The organism is Streptomyces sp. NPDC030798, from assembly GCF_055572275.1.
On sequence record NZ_JBVIDR010000001.1, the window covers coordinates 958239 to 980775 of the forward strand.

Below are 22537 nucleotides of genomic sequence, written 5' to 3' on the forward strand. Positions count from 1 at the left end.
CGGTCCCGGCCGCGAAGGTGTGGAAGTTGCCGAGGGTACGCTCGAGTTCGGGTCGGTAGCCGAACTCGGCGAGTTCGGCGTCGTCGTGGTGATGGGGGCCTGGCGATCGCCCGGTGGTCGTCATGAGCGGACTCCTCTGGCTGTCGGCCGGACCAGCCCTGCAGAGCGGGCGTACGCGGCCAGGAGCCGGTGCCGGGGTCAGGGGGCGACAGACGGCCGACGCTGGGTGTCACGGGTGGGACAGACGGCCGGCGCCGGGGTCACGGGTGCGACAGGCGGCTCGCGCCGCCCCGTCGGCGTATCCGCTCCTGCTCCCGCACGGCGGCCCGTTCCTCCCGGCGGCGGGCGCGGCGCTCGCGGCGTAGCGACCGGGCCGTGCTGCTCGGTTCGGAGAGCACGCCGTACCGCTGGTTCCAGACCTGGCGGGTCACCCACACGTCGACCACGGCCCAGGTGGCCACCACCGTACTCACCACACTGCTGATCACCATCGGGAACGCCAGCCAGGACCCGGCCATCGTGCACAGGAACGCCACCATGGCCTGGATCAGCGTCACCGCGGTGATCAGCACCGCCCGCACCGCCGCCGTACGCACCGGATCGGGCATCCGGCGCCGCTTCGCCGGCTCCTCCACCCACAACGGCCGGTACGGCTGCCGCTCTTCGCCGAAACTCCGCCCGGCACGCCCAGGCGCCGGAATGTCGCGATCCGGCGCCTCGTGGCCCCGCCGCGCCATCGAGCGCTCCGCCACGCTCTCCCCGGGCGCCTCGACCCGCTCCGCCGTGCCCATCACCCTGTCACTCCCCACCGCCAGCAGACCGCTCGCTCCGGTATCCGAAGACCCCGACTCCCCAGTGGCTGCCCGGCTTGCGCTGTTTTACGCCGCCGGGGTGCGGGATGCGGCTCCTGTGGCCGATTCCGCCCCCATCTCCCACTGAGAAGGACGAACAACAGCCTGCGAAGATTCCCCACTTGTGAAAGTTTCCAGCCAACCGGCCGCTCGTACCGTCTCGATCGTCTCCGTCCTGGCATATGCATGCTGGTGGCAATCTCCCGTAATGCCCGGACAACTCGCCATCTCTCGTCACCGGAGCGGAAGTTCGCCCTCCGGACATGCCTTCGAGATCTCCGTGGGGCGGTAGTAGGCTCGCGCCGTTTGCTGACGGACATGTGTACCCCCGGCCGCGGGGGTCGAGCTGGGGGAGGCCATGCGCTTTCGCGGGAAGTCCATCCGCCGGAAGATCGTGGCGCTGCTTCTCGTGCCGCTGGTTTCCCTGACCGCCGTCTGGGGCTTCGCCACGGTGCTCACGGGGCGTGAAGTGGCCCAGCTCTTCCGGGTCACCGACGTCGTGCAGGACCTCGGGTATCCCACCGAGGACACCGTCCGCGCCCTGCAGCAGGAGCGCCGCCAGAGCCTCGTCTACCTGGCCGACCCCCGGGCCGCCGACGCCCTCACCGCGCTGCACCGCACCCGCGCCGCCACCGACCGGGCCGTCGCCAAGATCCGCAAGAACGCCCGGGACGACGACGTCCTCGACGGGATGGACGGGGACGGCAGCGACCGCCTCACCACCGTCCTGGACGCCTTCGACGGCCTGGACAACCTGCGCCGCGGCGTGGAGGAGCGCACCGTCGACCGCGCCCAGGCCCTCCACTCCTACAACCGGGTCGTCGACCCGTGCTACTCCCTGCTGGCCAGCCTCGACGGCATCGACGACGTGGAGATGGACAAGCAGTCCCGCGCCCTGGTCGATGTCACCCGCGCCCGCGAGATGCTCTCCCGGGAGGACGCCCTGCTCGGCTCCTCCCTGGTGGTCGGCAGGCTCTCCCAGGCGGAGACCCGCGAGATCTCCGACCTCGTCGCCCAGCGCACCCTGCTGTACGACATCAGCCTGCCGCTGCTGCCCACCGCGGAACGCGAACGGTACGAACGCTTCTGGAACGACGCCACCACAGCCCCGCTGCGCACGGCGGAACGATCCGTCATCAACACCGGATCGGGAACCCCGCGCGATGTCACCGCCGGCCGATGGGACTCCACCGCGGCGAGTGTCCTGGACCGACTCGGCACCCTCGACGACCAGGTCGGCGACCGCTTCCAGGACCGCATGCGGCCCGTGGCCGTCGCCGTGATCGTGCGGGCCGCCGTCGCGGGCGTCCTCGGCCTGCTCGCCCTGCTGGTCTCCCTCGTCCTGTCCGTGCGCGTCGGCCGCAGCCTCATCCGCGACCTGCGGCAACTGCGTCTGGAGGCGCACGAGGCGTCCGGCGTGCGGCTGCCCGGCGTGATGCGCCGCCTCTCCGCCGGCGAACAGGTCGACGTCGAGACCGAGGTGCCCCGGCTGGAGTACGACAGGAACGAGATCGGCGAGGTCGGCCAGGCCCTCAACACCCTCCAGCGCGCCGCCGTCGAGGCCGCCGTCAAACAGGCGGAACTGCGGGCCGGTGTCTCCGAGGTCTTCGTCAACCTGGCCCGCCGCAGCCAGGTCCTCCTGCACAAGCAGCTCACCCTGCTCGACACCATGGAGCGCAGGACCGAGGACACCGACGAGCTCGCCGACCTCTTCCGCCTGGACCACCTGACCACCCGTATGCGCCGGCACGCCGAAGGCCTGGTGATCCTGTCCGGCGCCGCACCCTCGCGGCAGTGGCGCCGCCCGGTACAGCTGATGGACATCGTCCGTGCCGCCGTCGCCGAGGTCGAGGACTACGAGCGCATCGAGGTGCGGCGCCTGCCCCGGGTCGCCGTCACCGGGCCGGCCGTCGCCGACCTCACCCATCTGGTGGCCGAACTCCTGGAGAACGCCACCGTGTTCTCCCCGCCGCACACCGCCGTCCAGGTCGTCGGCGAGCGGGTCGCCAACGGCTTCACGCTGGAGATCCACGACCGGGGCCTCGGTATGACGGCCGAGGCGCTGCTGGACGCCAACCTCCGTCTCGCCGAAACGCCCGAGTTCGAGCTCTCGGACACGGACCGGCTCGGCCTGTTCGTGGTCAGCCGCCTGGCCCAGCGCCAGAACATCCGGGTCTCCCTGCAGCCGTCCCCCTACGGGGGCACCACCGCCGTCGTCTTCATCGCCGAGGCGCTGCTGAGCGACGACGTCCCGGACACCAACGGCACCGGCTTCCGTCTCGACCGCGACCGCTCGAGGCAGGCCGAGCGGCCGGCGGGCCTCGGCCCCGCCCGGTCGCCGGCGCCGGCGCAGCTGCCCGGCCTGCCGACCTCCCTGCTGGACGGGCCGGTCGAGCTGGAGGCCCCCGTCGACCTGGACGCCATCGACGACTTCCCGGGCGCCCTGCCGGACGAGGAGAGCGAGCGCGGCGGCCTGTTCCGCCGCCGCCGCACCCGCGGCAGCGGCGACGACCAGGCGGCCTCCCGACCGGGTGAGCCCCCGCAGCCGGCCTCCCCGCACCCAGCAGCCGGCCGACCGGGCGATCGCCCGGGTCCCGTACCGCTGCCCCGGCGGCAGGCACCCAAGCTGGTCAGCTCCCACGGCAGGCCCGTCACCGAGCAGCGCACCCGGCGCGGCGACCCGGACGAGCAGCCCACGGCCGGCCCGCGCCGCACCGGCATCGGCGGGCCCGCCCCCTTGCCCACGCGTCGCCGCGGTGACGCGGCCCGGCGGGCCACCGAAGGCAGCGGCCCCGTGGACGACGGCACCGCCGCACCGGCGAGCGGCGGCCCGGAGGACATCCCGGGGGCGCCGGCGCTGCCGAGGCGGATCCGGCGCCCGGAACCCGCCCCCGGCGGCGGCCACGGCGACGATGCCCTGCCCGCCGACGGAGCGGCCCAGGAGCCGGCGACCGGCGCCGGACCCCTGCCCCGGCGCGTACGGCAGGCCAACCTGGCCCCCCAGCTCAGGCAGGAACCCGAACGGCGCCCCGAATCCGCGGCGCAGCCCGCCGACCGCGACGCCGATGAGGTCCGCAGCCGGATGGCCTCGCTCCAGCGCGGCTGGCAGCGTGGCCGTGAGGAGAACGCCGAGGGCGAAGAGGACCGCCGCGGCACAGCACGAGGAACGACAAAGGGGGACGGTCGATGACCGCACCGAAGGCCACCGGCCACACGGAACCGAACAAGGGGGAGCTGAACTGGCTCCTGGACGACCTCGTGGACCGGGTCGCCAGCATCCGCAAGGCCGTCGTCCTGTCCGGCGACGGCCTGCCCATCGGGGTGTCCAAGGACCTCTCCCGGGAGGACAGCGAGCACCTGGCCGCGGTGGCGTCCGGCTTCCACAGCCTTGCCAAGGGCGTGGGCCGCCACTTCGACGCGGGCAGCGTCCGGCAGACGGTGGTGGAGCTCGACGACGCCTTCCTGTTCGTCACCGCCGCCGGCGACGGCAGCTGCCTCGCCGTCCTCTCGGACGCCGACTCCGACGTCGGGCAGGTCGCCTACGAGATGACGCTCCTGGTCAAGCGGGTCGGTGTGCATCTGGCCGCCGCTCCGCGCACCGATCTGCCCGCAGGCGGGTAGTGGGATGACATGAGCGCAGACGGTCAGGGAAGAAGTCACTGGTTCGACGACGAGGCCGGACCGGTCGTGCGTCCGTACGCCATGACACGCGGCCGCACCACCAGCCCGGGCCAGCACCGGCTCGATCTGATCGCGGTGGTCGTCACCGAGCCCCACGCAAAGACGCCGGAGGCGGACCCGTCGCTGGCCCCGGAGCACATGGAGATCGTCGGCCTCTGCAGGCAGGCACCGCAGTCGGTCGCCGAACTCGCCGCGGAACTCGACCTGCCCGTCGGGGTGGTGCGGGTGCTCATCGGCGATCTCGTGCACGCGGAACTCGTCCATGTGACGCGGCCGGTCCCCCCGGCCGAGCTGCCGGACGAGAGTATTCTGCGCGACGTGATCAACGGCCTCCGGGCGCTGTGACCGGCGCGGAAGCGGAGAAGTGACGTGACAGGCTGGCAGTTCTGGGTCGACCGGGGCGGCACGTTCACCGACATCGTCGCGCGTCGCCCGGACGGCCGGCTGCTCACGCACAAGCTGCTGTCCGACAACCCGGCCCGGTACGCGGACGCCGCCGTCGCCGGCGTCCGGGAACTGCTCGGCGGCTCGGCGGGGCCCGTCGACGCCGTACGCATGGGCACGACGGTCGCCACCAACGCACTGCTCGAACGCAACGGCGAACGCACCCTGCTGGTGATCACCCGAGGGTTCCGCGACGCCCTGCGCATCGGCTACCAGAACCGTCCGGAGATCTTCGCCCGCCGCATCGACCTTCCCGAGCTGCTGTACGAACGGGTGATCGAGGTCGAGGAGCGCATCGCCGCCGACGGCACCGTCCTGCGCGCCCCGGACCTGGACGCCCTGGCCGGCCCGCTCCGGCAGGCGTACGACGACGGGATCCGCGCGGTCGCCGTCGTCTGCCTCCACAGCCACCTCCACCCCGCCCACGAGCGCGCGATCGGCGCCCTCGCGGCCCGCACCGGCTTCCCTCAGATCTCGCTGTCCAGCGAGGTCAGCCCGCTGATGAAACTCGTCCCGCGCGGAGACACCGCCGTCGTCGACGCCTACCTCTCGCCCGTGCTGCGCCGCTACGTACGCCACGTGGCCGACGAACTCCAGGGCGTCCGGCTGCTGTTCATGCAGTCCAACGGCGGGCTCACCGAGGCCGGACAGTTCCGCGGCAAGGACGCCATCCTCTCCGGACCGGCCGGCGGGATCGTCGGCATGGCCCGCATGTCGCAGCGAGCCGGCTTCGACCGCGTGATCGGCTTCGACATGGGCGGCACCTCCACCGACGTCTCCCACTTCGCCGGCGAGTACGAGCGCGTCTTCACCACGCAGATCGCGGGCGTCCGGCTGCGCGCCCCCATGCTCGACATCCACACCGTCGCCGCGGGCGGCGGCTCCGTGCTGCACTTCGACGGCTCCCGCTACCGCGTCGGCCCCGACTCGGCCGGCGCCGATCCCGGCCCCGCCTGCTACCGGGCCGGCGGCCCGCTCACCGTCACCGACGCCAACGTCATGCTCGGGCGCATCCAACCCGACCACTTTCCCGCCGTGTTCGGCCCGGACGGCGATCAGCCGCTGGACGGCGCCCTGGTCCACGACCGCTTCACCGCCCTCGCGCGCGAGATCCGCGCACGGACCGGCGACGACCGCACCCCGGAACAGGTGGCCGAGGGCTACCTGCAGATCGCGGTCGCCAACATCGCCAACGCCGTGAAGAGGATCTCCGTCCAGAAGGGCCACGACGTCACCCGCTACGCGCTCACCACCTTCGGCGGGGCCGGCGGCCAGCACGCCTGCCGGGTCGCCGACTCCCTCGGCATCCGCACCGTCCTCGTACCCCCCATGGCCGGACTCCTCTCCGCCCTCGGCATCGGCCTCGCCGACACCACCGCCATGCGGGAACAGTCCGTCGAGGCTCCCCTGACCGACGGCTCGATGCCCGGCATCCACAAGACGGCGGACGACCTCGAGCGCGCGGCCGGGGCGGAACTCCGCGCCGAGGACGTCCCGGAGGACCGCGTGCAGGTCACCCGCCGCGCCCAGCTCCGATACGACGGCACCGACACCACGCTCACCGTCGAGTTGACCGAGCCCGAGGCGATGCGGCAGGCCTTCGAACAGCGTCATCGCGCCACGTACTCCTTCACCCTCGACCGCCCGATCGTCGTCGAAGCCCTCTCCGTCGAAGCCACCGGCCTCACCGCGCCCCCCGATCTCTCCGCCCTCGCCCCGTACCAGGGCCACCGCTCCGCGCCGGACACCGTCCGCCTCCACACCGACGGCGCCTGGCGCGACGTACCCCTGCATCGCCGGGAGGCCCTTCCTCCCGGCGAAACCGTCACCGGCCCGGCCGTCATCGCCGAGGCCGGCGCCACGACCGTCGTCGACGCCGGCTGGCGAGCCGTGGCGACCGACGACGGGCATCTGCTCATGGAACGCACCACGATTACGCAGAGTTCCGATCTCGACACGAAAGTCGATCCGGTTCTGCTCGAGGTCTTCAACAACCTCTTCATGTCGATCGCCGAACAGATGGGCGCCCGGCTGGAGTCCACGGCCCAGTCCGTCAACATCAAGGAACGCCTGGACTTCTCCTGCGCCCTGTTCGACCCGGACGGAAACCTGGTGGCCAACGCCCCGCACATCCCCGTCCACCTGGGCTCCATGGGCACCAGTGTCAAAGAGGTGATCCGCCGCCGCGGCAGCTCCATGCGGCCCGGCGACACCTACGCGGTCAACGACCCGTACCACGGCGGTACCCACCTGCCCGACGTCACCGTGATCACCCCGGTCTTCGACTCGGACTCCACGACAGACACGGAGAGTGAGCCGCAGATCCTCTTCCATGTCGCCTCCCGCGGCCACCACGCCGAGATCGGCGGCATCGCCCCCGGCTCCATGCCCGCCCACAGCCGCACGATCGAGGAGGAGGGCGTCCTCTTCGACAACTGGCTGCTCGCCGAGAACGGCCGCCTCCGCGAGGAGGAGACCCGCCGCCTGCTCACCGAGGCGCCCCATCCCTCCCGCAATGTGCGCACCAACCTCGCCGACCTGCGCGCCCAGATCGCCGCCAACCGCAAGGGAGTCGACGAAGTCCGCCGGATGATCGACGAGTTCGGACTCGACGTCGTCCAGGCCTACATGCGGCACGTCCAGGACAACGCGGAGGAGGCGGTCCGCCGGGTCATCGACGCCCTGGACGACGGCGAGTACGCCTACGAGACGGACTCGGGTGCCGTCATCCGGGTCCGGGTACGCGTCGACCGCGCCGAGCGCCGCGCGACCATCGACTTCACCGGCACCTCCGCACAGTTGCCCACCAACTTCAACGCCCCGTTCTCCGTGGTCAACGCCGCGGTCCTGTACGTCTTCCGCACCCTCGTGGCCGACGACATCCCGCTCAACGACGGCTGCCTGCGCCCGCTGGACATCGTCGTCCCGCCCGGCTCGATGCTCGCCCCCGAGCCGCCCGCCGCCGTCGTCGCGGGCAACGTGGAGACCTCCCAGGCCATCACCGGGGCGCTCTACGCCGCGCTCGGCGTCCAGGCGGAGGGCTCCGGGACGATGAACAACGTCACCTTCGGCAACGAACGCCACCAGTACTACGAGACGGTCGCCTCTGGATCCGGCGCGGGCGCGGACTTCCCCGGCGCCGACGTCGTCCAGACGCACATGACCAACTCGCGGCTCACCGACCCCGAAGTGCTGGAGTGGCGGTTGCCCGTCCGGTTGGAGGAGTTCGCCGTCCGGCGGGGCAGCGGCGGCACCGGGCACCGGCGGGGCGGCGACGGGGCCGTGCGCCGCATCCGCTTCCTGGAACCCATGACCGTCTCCACACTCTCCCAGCACCGGCGCGTGCCGCCCTACGGCATGGCGGGCGGCGCACCCGGCGCGCTCGGTGCCAACCGGGTGGAGCGCGCCGACGGCACGGTCACCGACCTCGGCGGCAGCGGCTCCGCGGACGTCGGCCCCGGCGACGTGCTCGTCATCGAGACCCCCGGTGGCGGCGGCTACGGCCGGCCGTCGACCGACCCCCCTCATCAAGCAGGAGAAGAGACCGATGATCTTCGGGCGTTCTGAGCGCGGCAAGCCCCCGGTCGAGCCCGTCACGTTCAAGATCCTCGTGGCCGGCGGCTTCGGCGTGGGCAAGACCACGCTGGTCGGCACGGTCAGCGAGATCAGGCCACTGCGCACCGAGGAACTGCTCACCGAGGCCGGGCGCCCGGTCGACGACACCGCCGGTGTGGAGCGCAAGCACACGACCACCGTGGCGATGGACTTCGGCCGCATCACCCTGCGCGAGGACCTCGTGCTGTATCTGTTCGGCACGCCCGGTCAGGAACGGTTCTGGTTCATGTGGGACGAGCTGTCCGAGGGTGCCCTCGGTGCCGTGGTTCTCGCCGACACGCGCCGCCTGGAGGACTGCTTCGCCGCCGTCGACTACTTCGAGCGGCGTTCCATCCCCTTCCTCGTCGGCGTCAACTGCTTCGAGGGGGCCGCGCGTTACCCCGCCGAAGCCGTCCGTCAGGCCCTCGACCTGGACGAGAACGTGCCGGTCCTGCTGTGCGACGCCCGCGAGCGGGAGTCGGCCAAGGAGGTGCTCATCGGCGTCGTCCAGCACGCCATGGAGTGCGCGGCCGGCCACCGCGAGGCCCTCACCAGCTGACCCGTCCGCACGGCCCGTACCCCCGCCGACCGGGGTACGGGCCGTGGTCCGGTGGCCGGTGCCACGCGCGTGTGCCGCGAGAAACGCGTCCACGCGCGCGTGGATGCAACGGCTAAGCGTCGTCGCCCTCGAGCCAGCCGAGGCTCTTCTCCACTGCCTTGCGCCAGTTGCGGTACTCGCGGTCGCGTACCGACGCCTCCATCGTCGGCGTCCACTCCGCGTCCCGCTGCCAGTGCGACTTCAGCTCGTCCAGGTCGTTCCACACGCCGGTCGCCAGACCGGCCGCGTAGGCGGCGCCCAGGCAGGTGGTCTCGGAGACCCGGGGCCGGATCACCGGCACGCCGAGAACGTCCGCCTGGTGCTGCATGAGCAGGTTGTTCTTCGTCATGCCGCCGTCGACCTTCAGGGTGGTGATCCGCACCCCGGAGTCCTGGTACATGGCGTCCACCACCTCCCGGGTCTGCCAGCTCGTCGCCTCCAGCACCGCGCGCGCGAGGTGAGCCTTGGTGACGTAGCGGGTCAGCCCGGTGACGACCCCGCGCGCGTCGGAGCGCCAGTAGGGGGCGAAGAGGCCGGAGAAGGCGGGCACGATGTAGGCGCCGCCGTTGTCCTCGACACTCGCCGCGAGTGTCTCGATCTCGTCGGCGGTGCGGATGATGCCGAGCTGGTCGCGGAACCACTGGACCAGCGCGCCCGTTATCGCTATGGACCCCTCCAGGCAGTACACCGGCGCCTCGCCGCCGATCTTGTAGCCCATCGTCGTCAGCAGCCCGCTCTTGGACGGCACCGGCCGGCCACCGGTGTTGAGGAGCAGGAAGCTGCCGGTGCCGTAGGTGTTCTTCGCGGTGCCGACGTCGTAGCAGGCCTGCCCGAACACGGCGGCCTGCTGGTCGCCCAGCGCGGAGGCCACGGGCACCCCGGCGAGCCCGCCGACGGCGGTGCCGTACACCTCGGCGGAGGACCGGATCTCGGGCAGGACCGCCTCGGGCACGTTCATCGCGGACAGGATGGAGGGATCCCACTGCAGGGTCTCGAGGTTCATCAGCAGGGTCCGGCCGGCGTTGGTGACGTCGGTGACGTGGCGGCCGCCGTCGGTGCCGCCGGTCAGGTTCCAGATCAGCCAGGAGTCGATGGTCCCGAAGGCGATCTCACCCCGTTCGGCGCGGTCCCTGAGACCCGGCACGTTGTCCAGCAGCCAGACCACCTTGGGGCCGGAGAAATAGCTTGCCAGCGGCAGCCCGGTCGGTTCTCGGAAGCGGTCCTGCCCGTCGGTTCCGCCCAGTTCGTGGCACAGGGCAGCGGTACGGGTGTCCTGCCAGACGATCGCGTTGTGCACGGGCTTGCCCGTGGCGCGGTCCCACAGGACCGTCGTCTCCCGCTGGTTGGTGATGCCCAGCGCGCTGAGCTGGTGGGGGCGCAGCCCGGCCTTGGCGAGCGCTCCCGCCACGACGGCCTGCACCTTGGACCAGATCTCGGTGGCGTCGTGCTCCACCCAGCCCGGCCGGGGAAAGATCTGGCGGTGCTCGCGCTGGTCCACGGCGACGATCCCGCCGCCGTGGTCGAAGATGATGCAGCGGCTGGACGTGGTGCCCTGGTCGATGGCGGCGACGTACTTCTCGGCGGTGTCCGTCATGGCTGTCCCTGGGTGGCTGGGGTCGGGTCGCTGGTCAGAAGGCCGCGTTGTAGACGAGGCCGGCGAGCGCCCCGCCGATCAGCGGGCCGACGACCGGGATCCAGGCGTAACCCCAGTCGGACGTGCCCTTGTTCGGGATCGGCAGGAAGGTGTGCACGATGCGCGGTCCGAGGTCACGCGCCGGGTTGATGGCATAGCCGGTGGGGCCGCCGAGGGAGAGCCCGATGCCGACGACGAGCAGCGAGACGATCAGCACCGTGGTGCCGGACTCGCCGAGGCCCTTGGTCAGTCCGAAGGCGAGAACCGGCAGGACCAGCGCCATCGTCGCGATGATCTCGGTGATGAGGTTGGCGACCGGGTTCCGGATCTCCGGGATGGTGGCGAAGATGCCGAGGGTCGGCAGCGGTTCGTCAGCGGTGCCCTCGGTCGTGCCCTCCTTGCGGACGTTGGCCTGGAACTGCGCCAGGTACACCAGATAGGCGAGGACGGCGCCCAGCATCGCGCCGACGGTCTCGCCCAGCAGATACACCCACACCTTGTCCCACTTGCCGGTGTCCACCGCGATGCCGATGGTGACCGCGGGATTGAGCTGACCGCCGGACAGGGGAGCGGCGGTGTAGGCGCCGGCCAGCACGCCGAAGCCCCACCCGAACGCGATGACGACCCACCCCGCGGCCCGCGCCTTGGAGTATCTGAGGGTGACGGCGGCGCAGACACCGGCACCGAAGAGGATCAGGATCGCGGTGCCGATGACTTCGCCGACGAAAATGTCTCCGTTGCTCATGGCGGCTCCCTTGGCGCCGGCCCGGGCGCGCTGCCCCGGCCTCCGTGCAGGAACGGTTCCTTGGCTACGCCGGCCGAAGACAGGGAGAGAGTCCCGTGCCCCGCACGGCGTCCGTGACATGCGTGCCGTCGCAGCCGGATCGCCCTGGGGGACGGGCCGCCGAGCAGGAAGGAGCCCGCGTGCAGTGCCTGGTTACGCAGGGAATGTACGACGATGTCGGCTGACACCGGGAAGTGTTCACCGGCACCCGGGGGCCGTCAAGGTCGCCGACGGCAACGGTGACAGCGGCTTCCCGGCCCCGCCTGCTGGGGGCTTCGCTCACCGCACCACGACCACCGCCGATCCATGTCCGAACAGCCCCTGGTTGGCTGTGATCCCCACGCGCGCCCCGGCGACCTGCCGGTCACCCGCGGCGTCCCGCAACTGCCAGGTGAGCTCGCAGACCTGGGCGATGGCCTGGGCCGGCACGGCCTCGCCGAAGGAGGCGAGCCCGCCACTGGTGTTCACGGGTATGCGGCCGCCCGGCGCGGTCGCGCCCTCCCTCAGGAGCTTCGCCGCCTCCCCTTCGCCGCACAGCCCCAGATCCTCGTACCACTGCAGTTCCAGCGCGGTGGACAGGTCGTACACCTCGGCCAGGGAGAGGTCCTCCGGGCCGATGCCCGCTTCCTCGTAGGCGGTACGGGCGATCGACGCCCGGAACGTCTCGGGCGGGGGCGCCACGGCGACGGCCGAGTCGGTGGCGATGTCCGGCAGATCCAGCACCGCGTTCGGGAATCGCGGGGTCACCGTCGACACCGCCCGGATGCGCACCGGGCGCGCCACCCCCTGCCGGCGGGCGAATTCCAGGCTGCACAGGACCAGCGCGGCCCCGCCGTCCGAGGTCGCGCAGATGTCCAGCAGCCGCAGCGGATCGGCGACCACCGCGGAAGCGGCGACCTCCTCGGCGGTGACCCGCTTGCGGTAGCGCGCGTACGGATTCAGCGCTCCCAGCGCGGCGTTCTTCACCTTGACCAGTGCGAAGTCCTCCATGGTGTCGCCGTGCACCGCCATGCGCCGGCGCGCGTACAGCGCGAAGTAGGCCGGGTTGGTCGCTCCCAGCAGACGAAATCGCAGCCAGTCCGGATCGTCCGGGCGATCCCCGCCGGCGGGCCGGAAGAACCCCTTCGGAGCGGCGTCCGCTCCCACCACGAGCACCACGTCCGCGAGCCCGGCCAGGATCTGTGCCCGCGCGGTCGCGATCGCCTGCGCCCCGGAGGCACAGGCGGCGTAGACACTGGCGACCCGGGCGCCCTGCCAGCCAAGGGCCCGGGCGAACGTCGCCCCCGCCACATACCCCGGATAACCGCCACGCACGGTGTCCGCGCCCACGACCGAACCGACGTCCGGCCAGCCCAGGGCCGCGTCCGCGAGCGCCGCGCGGGCCGCCGCCGTCCCGTACGCCACGAAGCCGCGCCCCCACTTGCCCCAGGGGTGCATGCCCACGCCCAGCACCGCCACGTCCGCCGTCATGCCGTCACCCCCGTCGGCCTCCACTGCCAGGTCGTCCAGGTCGTGTCCGCGTCCTCGTGCAGCACTCCGGGGACGACCTCCACCTCCATGCCCACCGCCAGTTCCGCGACGGTGACCCCGGGAACCGCCTGTCCCAGCACGACGATCCGCTCGGACGGCAGCTCCACCGCGATCAACGCGCACGGCTCCCAGACAAGTTCCGGATTGCTCACATAGGGTGACGGCGGCCGGTAGCGGCTGTCGGTGTACGACCAGACCCGGCCCGTCCGTGAGAGCGGGACCTCCTCCAGCGCACCGTCGCCCGGGCAGTGCGGATTGCGGCAGTGGAGGTCCTCGCGAGGGAAGAACACCGTCGTGCAGGAGGCGCACCGGGTGCCGAGGAGCCGGAAGCCGTCCCCCTCGCCGGTGAACCAGCCGGAGACCACGGGTCTGCGTGTACGCGTCAACGTTCCTCCTGGCGCAGTGAACTGACGAAGCGTCAGAAGTGTGCCACGGGCCACCGGGAATGGGCAGGGCGTACCGGTGAACCGGATCGCTCCTTCCTGCGTCGTGGTGACAGGAGGGGCTGCCGGGGCCGACGGGGGTGGTTCCGGTGGCCTCCTCCCCGCCCTCGTCGTCCCGCTGTGCGCCCTTGGCGGAAGACGGCCTTCCTCTGATCGGATACAGTCCGCGCGTGTCCGAAATTCAGCACTCAACTGCCAACTCCGCGCCCGACTCCCACTGTTCGAGCTGCGGAGCGCCCTATGGAGAAGGCGTCTCCGGCTGGCCGCGCACCTGCCCCTCCTGCGGCACCGTCGCCTACCGCAACCCGCTGCCGGTCGCGATCGCCCTCCAGCCCGTGTACGACACCAAGGGCACGGCCCTGGTCGTCATCACCCGCACCATCGCCCCCGCGCGCGGAGGCGTCGCCCTGCCCGGCGGCTACATCGACGACCGGGAGGACTGGAAACAGGCCGTCGTGCGCGAGCTCAAGGAGGAGACGGGCATCGACGCCGCCGCCCGTGACGTGCGGCTCGTGGACGCCATGAGCTCGCCGGACGGGCACCTGCTGCTGTTCGGACTCCTCCCGGAACGTCCGGCCGAGAGCCTTCCGGCCTACGACACCACGGACGAGACCGACGCCCGCAAGCTCCTGCGCCGGCCCGAGGAACTCGCCTTCCCGCTGCACACTCTCGCCGTGCGCGCCTGGTTCGAAGGCCGCTACATCTGAACCGGCACCTGCGCCGAGCCGCTCGCCCGCGTCAGCCGAGCCCCCGTACCCGCACCGGGTACGGCGGCTCGCTCGCACCGTTCTCCCGCTCCCGGGTCACCACCACCCGCCGGCCCTGCCGGCGGGCGGCATAGCGCTCGATCTCCGGTACGTCCCAGCCGTCGCCGGCATCCGGCACGACCAGCCCGCCCCCGGTCCGTCCCCGGGCGGGCGCCCACACCTCCAGCTCCACCCCGCCGTCCTCCCCCCGTACGGGAACGACCGCACCCGCGCGCGCGAGCACCGGAATCCGCTCCGGCGGCGCGTCCACGAGCACCTGCCCCGGACCCTCGTACGCCTCCTCCGTCACCGTGTCGTACCAGCGCCCCCGCGGCAGCTGCACCGCACGCCGGTCCGCACCCGGCGAGAGCACCGGCGCCACCAGGAAGCAGTCGCCGAGCAGAAACGCATCCTCGCAGCTACGCAGCGCACGGTCCTCCGGCGCACCCCACCACAGCGGCCGCACGAACGGCGAGCCGGTACGCCGGGCCAGATGCGCCAGCGTCACGAAGTACGGCAGTAGACGCCGGCGTTCCAGCAACGCCGCGCGCGCGTGCTCCAACACCGTGGGACCGAACTCCCACGGCTCCCTGCGGCCCGCCCGCAGACTCGCGTGCGTACGGAACAGCGGGAGATAGGCGCCGAGCTGGAACCACCGCAGATACAGCTCCGGCGAGGGACGGCCGTCGAAGCCGCCCACGTCCGGCCCCGAGTACGGCACCCCGCACAGCCCCAGCCCCAGCACCAGCGACAGCGAGGCCCGCAACCCCGGCCAGCCCGTCGCCACATCCCCCGACCAGGTGCCCCCGTAGCGCTGCATGCCCGCCCAGCCCGACCGAGAGAACAGGAACGGACGCTCCTTGGGCGACAACTCGCGCAGCCCCTCGTAGCCCGCCCGGGCCATGCAGAGCGCGTACACGTTGTGCGCCTCGCGGTGGTCACCGCCGCGCCCCTCCAGCGCATGCCGGGCCGAACGCGGCAGCGTCGTCTCCCCGAAGGCACTGAACGCCGTCGGCTCGTTCATGTCGTGCCAGAACCCCGCGAAGCCCTGCTCCAGCCGCTCCTCGTACAGCCCGCCCCACCACGCGCGCACGCGCGCGTGCGTGAAGTCAGGGAACACCGACTCACCCGCCCACACCTCGCCCCGCACCGTCCGCCCCGACGCGTCCCGGACGAACGCGTCCACGACCGACCCGCTGTCGTGCACCGCGTTGCCCGCCGCGGCCCGCACCGCCGGATCGACGATCGACACCAGCCGGATCCCGTCCCGGCGCAGCTCCTCCGCCAGCACCGGCAGCTTGGGGAAACGCTCCCGGTCCACCGTGAACACCTGATGGTCCTCGTAGTGGTCGATGTCCAGGTGCACCGCGTCCAGCGGCAGGCCCCGCTCCTGGTAGCCCGCCACGATCCGTCGCACCTCCTGCTCGCTGCCGAAGCCCCAGCGCGCGTGATGGTGGCCGAGCGCCCACGCGGGAGGCAGCGCGGGCGCCCCGGTCAGCGACGCCCAGGTGTGCAGCACGCGCGCGGGGGTGCCCACCATCACCCAGCCGCGCAGCGGACCGCCGTCCATCCGCACCTCGCAGCGGCCCGCCCGGTCGTGTCCGGACCCGGCGCCCTCCGCGCCCTCCCGCAGCGTCACCGTGCCGTCCCACGTGTTGTCGTGGAACAGCAGATGAACCCCGGCATCGGCGACCACCAACTGCACCGGCATGGTCACGTACAGCGGATCGTCCCCGGGACCGAAGGGCCGGCCACGATCGGTGTTCCACAGCCGGTACACGCCGTCCCGCAACCGCGGGCCCGCCGCCCGGCCGCCCAGCCCGAAGAACCGGGCGTCCGCCGCCACCTCCGACCGCTGCATCCACCGTGCCGTCCCCCCGCCGACCGGCTCCCACCAGCGCGGTGGCAGATCCCGCCGCAGCACCACACCGCCGGGCGTGCACACCTCCAGCGCGCCGTGACGGGAGATCACCACCGTCACGCGCTCCGCCACCACCCGCCAGCCGCCGTCCTTGTCCGGCTCCAGCATCACCCGGGGATCCGGCTCCGGAGCGCGGCCGGCGAGCGCGTACGACGGTTCGGGCCCCGACCCGTCCCAGCCCCAGAAGACGGCCCCGTTGACCGCGACGGTGATCCGCAGCTCCGAACGGCCGAACCGGATCACACCGCCACCCGGCCCCGGCTCCACGTCCCGCACCTGCCCCGGAACCCGCGCCCGCTCCGCACCCCGCGGCGGCAGTCCGGCGGCGTCGATCCGCCTCCTGCGCCATGCTGCCCGTACGGTACGCAACCCCTGACCCGCCCTCCCCGAACCGACCAGACTCACCGAACGCACCAGGTCACGACCGTTCATGCTGCTCACCCTGCCACTGACCGCCCCTCGCGCGCGTGTCGTTCAACTGCCGTTCACCCGTGGCCGGACCACATCTACACGACACGTACTGTGTGCGGCGCACCCTGGTGCAGAAGTCGATCACATGGCATCGTCCCTGTCAGCCGCGTCACGCGCACACCCCAGCCCGTGCGCGGACCGACGCACACGACGCGCACAGCCCGGGAGCAGCACCCATGTCGACAGCGAACACCCAGCCGCTCTGGCAGCCCGATCCCGAGCGGATCGCCCAGGCCCGCATCACCCGGTTCCAGGCATGGGCCGCCGAACACCACGCAGCCCCGGCCGAGGGCGGCTACCCCGCCCTCCACCGGTGGTCGGTCGAGCACCTGGACACCTTCTGGAAAGCCGTCACCGAGTGGTTCGACGTACGGTTCTCCACCCCCTACGCGCGCGTGCTCGGCGACCGCTCGATGCCCGGCGCCCAGTGGTTCCCCGGAGCCACCCTCAACTACGCCGAGCACGCCCTGCGCGCCGCGGCCGACCGCGCGGACGAGCCCGCGCTGCTGTACGTCGACGAGACCCACGAACCGCGCCCGGTGACCTGGTCCGAACTGCGCCGCCAGGTGGGCTCCCTCACCGCCGAGCTGCGCGCCCTCGGCGTCCGCCCCGGCGACCGCGTCAGCGGCTACCTCCCGAACATCCCCGAGGCCGTGGTCGCCCTCCTCGCCACGGCCGCCGTCGGAGCCGTGTGGACCTCCTGCGCACCGGACTTCGGCGCCCGCAGCGTCCTCGACCGCTTCCAGCAGGTCGAACCGGTCGTCCTGTTCACGGTCGACGGCTACCGCTACGGCGGCAAGCAGCACGACCGCCGGGAGATCGTCGCGGAGCTGCGCCGCGAGCTGCCCAGCCTGCGCGCCGTCGTCCACATCCCGCTCCTCGGCACCGAGGCACCCGAGGGTGCGCTCCAGTGGTCGGCGCTGACGGCCGCCGACACCGAGCCCGTCTTCGAACAGGTCCCGTTCGACCACCCGCTGTGGGTGCTGTACTCCTCCGGTACGACGGGCCTGCCCAAGGCCATCGTGCAGTCCCAGGGCGGCATCCTCGTCGAACACCTCAAACAGCTCGGCCTGCACTGCGACCTCGGCCCCGAGGACCGCTTCTTCTGGTACACCTCCACCGGCTGGATGATGTGGAACTTCCTCGTCTCCGGCCTGCTCACGGGCACCACGATCGTCCTGTACGACGGCAGCCCCGGCTACCCGGACACCGGCGCCCAGTGGCGGGTCGCCGAGCGCACCGGAGCCACCCTCTACGGCACGTCGGCCGCCTACGTCATGGCCTGCCGCAAGGCCGGCGTGCACCCCTCCCGCGACTTCGACCTCTCCCGGGTGCAGTGCGTCGCCACCACCGGCTCTCCGCTGCCCCCCGACGGATTCCGCTGGCTGCACGACGAGGTCCGCGACGACCTGTGGATCGCCTCCGTCAGCGGCGGCACGGACGTCTGCTCCTGCTTCGCGGGAGCCGTTCCGACACTGCCCGTGTACACCGGTGAACTCCAGGCCCCCGGACTCGGCACCGACCTGCAGTCCTGGGACCCGAGCGGCAAGCCCGTGATCGACGAGGTGGGCGAGCTGGTCGTCACCAACCCCATGCCGTCCATGCCGATCCGCTTCTGGAACGACCCCGACGGCAGCCGCTACCACGACAGCTACTTCGACACCTACCCGGGCGTCTGGCGGCACGGCGACTGGATCACCGTCACCTCCCGCGGTTCCGTGATCATCCACGGCCGCTCCGACTCGACCCTCAACCGGCAGGGCGTGCGCATGGGGTCCGCCGACATCTACGAAGTGGTGGAACGCCTGCCCGAGATCAAGGAGTCCCTCGTCATCGGTATCGAACAGCCCGACGGGGGCTACTGGATGCCGCTCTTCGTCCACCTCGCCCCGGGAGCCGTCCTGGACGAGGCGCTCCTGAACCGCATCAAGCAGGCCATCCGCGAACAACTCTCACCCCGCCATGTGCCCGACGAGATCCTCGAGGTCCCGGGCATCCCGCACACCCTCACCGGCAAGCGCATCGAGGTCCCGGTCAAGCGACTCCTGCAGGGAACGCCCCTGGAGAAGGCCGTCAACCCCGGATCCATCGACAACCTCGCCCTGCTGGGCTTCTACGAGGAACTCGCCCGCAAGCGCGCCTGACCGGACCGCGCCCCCCTGCAGACGGCCTCGGACTTCGCGGAGCACGGCGGCGGAGCCCGAGGCCGTTGTCAGTGCCGCTGGTTACTGTGAGTGAGCACTGATCGACTGCGCACTTGGGGGAATCATGGTGCACACCAACCGTCAGACCCTGCGACGCGTCCTGCGCCGCGAGATCGCCGGCACCATCGGCCTGCTCACCGACGAGCACGACTTCCGCGCCATGCGGCGCTACCGCAGCTTCCTCTTCGACGACCACACCACCTACCTCCGGCACATGGAGGCGCTCCTCAAGAGCCGCGCGGCCGAGGGCAGCCACACCGCGCTGGCCCTCTTCGACCCCGAGGACTACGCCGCGTTCTGCGCGGACGCCGGCCTCGACCCGGAAGCGCCGGCCAGCCGCAGCCGGTTCACCGCGGAACTCGCGGCCACCGGCCCCACCATTCCCTACGACGGCCGTCCCCTCGCCACGCTCCTGCCGGCCCTCGTCGACGAGGCCGTGCGACAGGCCACCTGGGAGTACGCCGCCACCCTGCTCACCCGACTCGGCCCCTGCCCCACCTGCGGGGAGGACATCGGCCGTTCGGCCTTCACCCGCGCCTCCGCCCTCGTCGTCCGCATCCTCGACACCGCCCCGCTCGGCGACCGGCACCTCGTCTGCAGCGTCTCCGGCACGCCGGAAACCCTCGTCTCCGTCCTGCACGCCGACGAGGACACCGAAGGCACCGTCGAACTCGACGATGCCGAAGCCCTCGAGTTCACCAGCGTCCTCGCCCTCGGCCTCGCCACCCACAGCCCCGGCGGACTCGTGATGCGCATCAGCGCCCCGGGCGCACCCGACCGCGTCTACGGCTGGCGGATGCGCGGCGGCGGTCTCGCGCCCCTCACCGCCGCCGAGGTCTTCGACGCCTACTGCACCGACGTCGAGTCCGGAGACCTCATCTCCCCGGAATCGGGCGTCGACTACTGCGCACCACCCGACCTCGGAGAGGAGCGGACGGACCAGGAGCACCGGCACTGAACGCGCCAGGGGCGCCCCACCCGGCGGCGGGACGCCCCTCGACCCGGCATACGGCGCGGCTCGGTCCGGCTTACTCGCCGGACAGCACCGCCTGAGCCGCGCTGCGTGCCTCTTCGGCGGTGTCCGCGGCACGCGCGGCCGAGGCGGCCCGCTCGCACTGCGCCAGCGTGAACTTCGCCAGCGTCGCCCGGACGTAAGGGATCGACGCCGCACCCATGGACAGGGAGGTGACACCCAGACCGGTCAGCACACAGGCCAGCAGCGGGTCGGACGCGGCCTCACCACACACACCGCAGCTCTTGCCCTCGGCCCTCGCCGCCTCGGCGGACAGCGCGACCAGGTCGAGCAGCGCCGGCTGCCACGGGTCCTGGAGCCGCGACACCGCGCCCACCTGCCGGTCGGCGGCGAACGTGTACTGGGCGAGGTCATTCGTCCCCAGGGACAGGAACTCGACCTCCTGCAGGATCGAACGCGCCCGCAGCGCGGCCGACGGGATCTCCACCATCGCGCCGAACTTGGCCCGCAGCCCCGCCTCACGGCAGGCGTCCGCGAACGCCTTGGCGTCCGTCCGGTCCGCCACCATGGGCGCCATGACCTCGAGGTAGACGGGCAGGCCCTCGGCGGCCCTCGCCAGGGCGGTCAGCTGCGTGCGCAGGACCTCCGGGTGGTCGAGCAGCGTCCGCAGACCACGCACGCCCAGCGCCGGGTTCGGCTCGTCCGCCGGCGTCAGGAACTCCAGCGGTTTGTCCGCGCCGGCGTCCAGGACACGCACGACGACACGGCCCTCGGGGAACGCCTCAAGCACCTGCCGGTAGGCCTCGACCTGCTTCTCCTCGGACGGCGCGCTCTTGCTGTCGTCCAGGAACAGGAACTCCGTGCGGAACAGACCGACGCCCTCCGCACCGGCCTCCACGGCGGCCGGTACATCGGCGGGTCCACCGACATTGGCCAGCAGCGGCACCTTGTGCCCGTCGGCCGTGGCACCCGGACCGGTCGACGCGGCCAGCGCCGCCTTCCGCTCGGCCGCCGCGGCCTCCAGCTGTGCCTTCTTCTCCTCGCTCGGGTTCACGAAGATGTCACCGGTGCTGCCGTCGACGGCGATCACCGTGCCCTCGGCCAGCTCACCGGCGCCCGGCAGCGCGACGACGGCCGGCACGCCCAGCGCCCGCGCCAGAATCGCGCTGTGACTGGTCGGCCCACCCTCCTCGGTCACGAAACCGAGCACGAGTGCCGGGTCCAGCAGCGCGGTGTCGGCGGGAGCCAGATCGCGCGCCACCAGGACATAGGGCTCGTCGCTGTCCGGGACACCCGGCATGGGGACGCCGAGCAGCCGGGCGACGATACGGTTCCGCACGTCATCCAGGTCGGCCACACGCCCGGCCAGGTACTCCCCGGCACCGGCCAGCAACTCGCGGTACGCCGCGAACGCGTCGTACACGGCGCGCTCGGCCGTACTGCCGACGGCGATCCGCCGCTCCACGTCCGCCATCAACTCGGGGTCCTGGGCCATCATGGCCTGCGCCTCGAGGACCGCCTGGGCCTCGCCGCCCGCCAGGTTGCCCCGCGCCATCAGGTCGGCCGCCACGGCGTCCACGGCCTGACGGGCCCGCCCCTGCTCGCGCTCCGCTTCCTCCGCAGGGATCTGCTTGGCAGGCGGCTCGAGCACCGCCGTTCCCATGTGCCGAACCTCGCCGATCGCCACACCGTGGCTCACGCCGACGCCTCGCAGCGTTGTCTCCATCTCACCCGTCTCCGATAGTGCGGCGGGTCCCGCCGCCGCGATGGTTGTCCGGTACGCCGCCGCGCGGCGGCACTGTCGTCAGTTCCAGGAGAAGAGGCTGTCGCCGGCCTTCACGTCACCACTGTCACGGAGGTCGGAGAGAGACTCGGCGGTGGCTTCGAGCGCCACGACGGGGCACACCGGGGATTTGCCGGCCGCCTCGACCGCTGCGGGGTCCCAGCGCACGATGCTCTGGCCACGCGTGACGGTGTCGCCCTTGCTGACGAGGAGCTCGAAGCCCTCGCCGTTGAGCTGGACGGTGTCGATGCCGAGGTGGGTGAGCACACCGTGCCCCTCGCCGTCCACCACGACGAAGGCGTGCGGGTGCAGGGAGACGATGACGCCGTCCACGGGCGCCACGGCCTCGGAAGGCTCACGCACGGGGTCGATCGCGGTGCCCGGGCCCACCATGGCTCCGGAGAAGACCGGGTCGGGCACGGCGGCCAGTCCGATGGCGCGTCCAGCGAGCGGGGACGTCACGGTGGTCATGGGAAGCCTCCCAGGAGTGGAGCTGCAATGTGCCGTCACTGCCTGTCCCGGACGGCGCACTGAGCAGCAGCGTATGCCATGTGAAGTGGCGGTTCCGTATGGAAGCTACCAGGAAGTGGTCTAGACCACCAACCCCCCGGATTTGCACGTGGTTCAACGCCGCGTGTACAGTCGTACTCCTGCCTGGGACGGGGAGACGCGAAAGCGTCACCGCTCGGCAGGGACCCAAACTCGGTCAGATCCTCTTTCAGGATCCTCTTCTGCATGTCTGCAGGAGGGTGGTCAGAGAGACGGAAAAACCCTGATAGAGTTTGGAACACCGAAGGGAAGCGCCCGGAGGAAAGCCCGAGAGGGTGAGTACGAAGGAAGCGTCCGTTCCTTGAGAACTCAACAGCGTGCCAAAAGTCAAC

General features: G+C 71.9%; 16 protein-coding genes. 8 read left to right on the forward strand and 8 right to left on the reverse strand.

What is annotated here, in order from left to right; genetic code table 11:
• Positions 1 to 260 precede the first annotated feature (260 nt).
• Entirely contained in the window at positions 261 to 791 is a 531-nt protein-coding gene (locus tag ACZ404_RS04455; protein WP_468435768.1) for a hypothetical protein, read from the reverse strand.
• Positions 792 to 1209: 418 nt separating this feature from the next.
• Between ACZ404_RS04455 and ACZ404_RS04460 the strand changes: the two genes are divergently transcribed.
• Genes ACZ404_RS04460 through ACZ404_RS04480 form a run of 5 tightly spaced genes read left to right on the forward strand, consistent with a single transcriptional unit; the run spans position 1210 to position 9129 of the window.
• On the forward strand, positions 1210 to 4041 hold the full coding sequence (locus tag ACZ404_RS04460) for a nitrate- and nitrite sensing domain-containing protein (protein WP_468435770.1): 2832 nt from the start codon (positions 1210 to 1212) through the stop codon (positions 4039 to 4041).
• On the forward strand, positions 4038 to 4472 hold the full coding sequence (locus tag ACZ404_RS04465; RefSeq protein ID WP_468435772.1) for a roadblock/LC7 domain-containing protein: 435 nt from the start codon (positions 4038 to 4040) through the stop codon (positions 4470 to 4472). Before ACZ404_RS04460 ends, ACZ404_RS04465 begins: the two co-directional genes overlap by 4 nt.
• A gap of 9 nt (positions 4473 to 4481) precedes the next feature.
• On the forward strand, positions 4482 to 4877 hold the full coding sequence (locus ACZ404_RS04470) for a DUF742 domain-containing protein (RefSeq protein ID WP_468435774.1): 396 nt from the start codon (positions 4482 to 4484) through the stop codon (positions 4875 to 4877).
• A gap of 24 nt (positions 4878 to 4901) precedes the next feature.
• Positions 4902 to 8543: a hydantoinase B/oxoprolinase family protein gene (locus tag ACZ404_RS04475; RefSeq protein WP_468435776.1), complete on the forward strand. Its 3642-nt coding sequence runs from the start codon at positions 4902 to 4904 to the stop codon at positions 8541 to 8543.
• Positions 8524 to 9129, forward strand: coding sequence for a GTP-binding protein (locus ACZ404_RS04480; RefSeq protein WP_468435778.1), 606 nt, complete (start codon positions 8524 to 8526; stop codon positions 9127 to 9129). Before ACZ404_RS04475 ends, ACZ404_RS04480 begins: the two co-directional genes overlap by 20 nt.
• Positions 9130 to 9241: 112 nt before the next feature.
• On the opposite strand, the gene glpK is transcribed toward ACZ404_RS04480, so the two are convergent.
• The 4 genes from glpK to ACZ404_RS04500 form a co-directional block, all read right to left on the reverse strand.
• Positions 9242 to 10762 (reverse strand): glycerol kinase GlpK, encoded by a 1521-nt coding sequence (gene glpK, locus ACZ404_RS04485; RefSeq protein ID WP_468435780.1) that lies wholly within the window; start codon positions 10760 to 10762, stop codon positions 9242 to 9244.
• 34 nt (positions 10763 to 10796) lie between these two features.
• Positions 10797 to 11546: an MIP/aquaporin family protein gene (locus ACZ404_RS04490; RefSeq protein ID WP_468435782.1), complete on the reverse strand. Its 750-nt coding sequence runs from the start codon at positions 11544 to 11546 to the stop codon at positions 10797 to 10799.
• Positions 11547 to 11864: 318 nt separating this feature from the next.
• Positions 11865 to 13055: a lipid-transfer protein gene (locus ACZ404_RS04495; protein WP_468435784.1), complete on the reverse strand. Its 1191-nt coding sequence runs from the start codon at positions 13053 to 13055 to the stop codon at positions 11865 to 11867.
• Entirely contained in the window at positions 13052 to 13480 is a 429-nt protein-coding gene (locus ACZ404_RS04500; protein WP_468435865.1) for a Zn-ribbon domain-containing OB-fold protein, read from the reverse strand. The genes ACZ404_RS04495 and ACZ404_RS04500 overlap by 4 nt, the downstream gene beginning before the upstream one ends.
• 248 nt (positions 13481 to 13728) lie before the next feature.
• Here ACZ404_RS04500 and ACZ404_RS04505 point away from each other — a divergent pair, with 248 nt between their 5' ends.
• The gene (locus ACZ404_RS04505; protein WP_468435786.1) at positions 13729 to 14265 is read left to right on the forward strand and encodes an NUDIX domain-containing protein; all 537 of its coding nucleotides are present in this window, start codon (positions 13729 to 13731) and stop codon (positions 14263 to 14265) included.
• Positions 14266 to 14296: 31 nt separating this feature from the next.
• On the opposite strand, the gene ACZ404_RS04510 is transcribed toward ACZ404_RS04505, so the two are convergent.
• Entirely contained in the window at positions 14297 to 16657 is a 2361-nt protein-coding gene (locus tag ACZ404_RS04510) for a glycoside hydrolase family 31 protein (protein WP_468435787.1), read from the reverse strand.
• A gap of 215 nt (positions 16658 to 16872) precedes the next feature.
• Between ACZ404_RS04510 and ACZ404_RS04515 the strand changes: the two genes are divergently transcribed.
• Both ACZ404_RS04515 and ACZ404_RS04520 read left to right on the forward strand, forming a co-directional pair.
• Entirely contained in the window at positions 16873 to 18840 is a 1968-nt protein-coding gene (locus ACZ404_RS04515) for an acetoacetate--CoA ligase (RefSeq protein WP_468435789.1), read from the forward strand.
• 124 nt (positions 18841 to 18964) lie between these two features.
• Entirely contained in the window at positions 18965 to 19858 is an 894-nt protein-coding gene (locus tag ACZ404_RS04520; protein WP_468435791.1) for a hypothetical protein, read from the forward strand.
• A 70-nt stretch (positions 19859 to 19928) separates the two neighbouring features.
• Here ACZ404_RS04520 and ptsP read toward each other — a convergent pair whose 3' ends face one another.
• Entirely contained in the window at positions 19929 to 21599 is a 1671-nt protein-coding gene (ptsP, locus tag ACZ404_RS04525) for a phosphoenolpyruvate--protein phosphotransferase (RefSeq protein ID WP_468435793.1), read from the reverse strand.
• A gap of 78 nt (positions 21600 to 21677) precedes the next feature.
• Positions 21678 to 22127: a PTS sugar transporter subunit IIA gene (locus tag ACZ404_RS04530; RefSeq protein WP_468435795.1), complete on the reverse strand. Its 450-nt coding sequence runs from the start codon at positions 22125 to 22127 to the stop codon at positions 21678 to 21680.
• Positions 22128 to 22537 lie beyond the last annotated feature (410 nt).

What these genes read in the sequence shown, in the direction of transcription:
- ACZ404_RS04455 (WP_468435768.1), bottom strand. Translation starts at nt 791, where the DNA reads ATGGGCACGGCGGAGCGGGTCGAGGCGCCCGGGGAGAGCGTGGCGGAG.
- ACZ404_RS04460 (WP_468435770.1), top strand. Translation starts at nt 1,210, where the DNA reads ATGCGCTTTCGCGGGAAGTCCATCCGCCGGAAGATCGTGGCGCTGCTT.
- ACZ404_RS04465 (WP_468435772.1), top strand. Translation starts at nt 4,038, where the DNA reads ATGACCGCACCGAAGGCCACCGGCCACACGGAACCGAACAAGGGGGAG.
- ACZ404_RS04470 (WP_468435774.1), top strand. Translation starts at nt 4,482, where the DNA reads ATGAGCGCAGACGGTCAGGGAAGAAGTCACTGGTTCGACGACGAGGCC.
- ACZ404_RS04480 (WP_468435778.1), top strand. Translation starts at nt 8,524, where the DNA reads ATGATCTTCGGGCGTTCTGAGCGCGGCAAGCCCCCGGTCGAGCCCGTC.
- glpK (WP_468435780.1), bottom strand. Translation starts at nt 10,762, where the DNA reads ATGACGGACACCGCCGAGAAGTACGTCGCCGCCATCGACCAGGGCACC.
- ACZ404_RS04490 (WP_468435782.1), bottom strand. Translation starts at nt 11,546, where the DNA reads ATGAGCAACGGAGACATTTTCGTCGGCGAAGTCATCGGCACCGCGATC.
- ACZ404_RS04495 (WP_468435784.1), bottom strand. Translation starts at nt 13,055, where the DNA reads ATGACGGCGGACGTGGCGGTGCTGGGCGTGGGCATGCACCCCTGGGGC.
- ACZ404_RS04510 (WP_468435787.1), bottom strand. Translation starts at nt 16,657, where the DNA reads ATGAACGGTCGTGACCTGGTGCGTTCGGTGAGTCTGGTCGGTTCGGGG.
- ACZ404_RS04515 (WP_468435789.1), top strand. Translation starts at nt 16,873, where the DNA reads ATGTCGACAGCGAACACCCAGCCGCTCTGGCAGCCCGATCCCGAGCGG.
- ACZ404_RS04520 (WP_468435791.1), top strand. Translation starts at nt 18,965, where the DNA reads ATGGTGCACACCAACCGTCAGACCCTGCGACGCGTCCTGCGCCGCGAG.
- ptsP (WP_468435793.1), bottom strand. Translation starts at nt 21,599, where the DNA reads ATGGAGACAACGCTGCGAGGCGTCGGCGTGAGCCACGGTGTGGCGATC.
- ACZ404_RS04530 (WP_468435795.1), bottom strand. Translation starts at nt 22,127, where the DNA reads ATGACCACCGTGACGTCCCCGCTCGCTGGACGCGCCATCGGACTGGCC.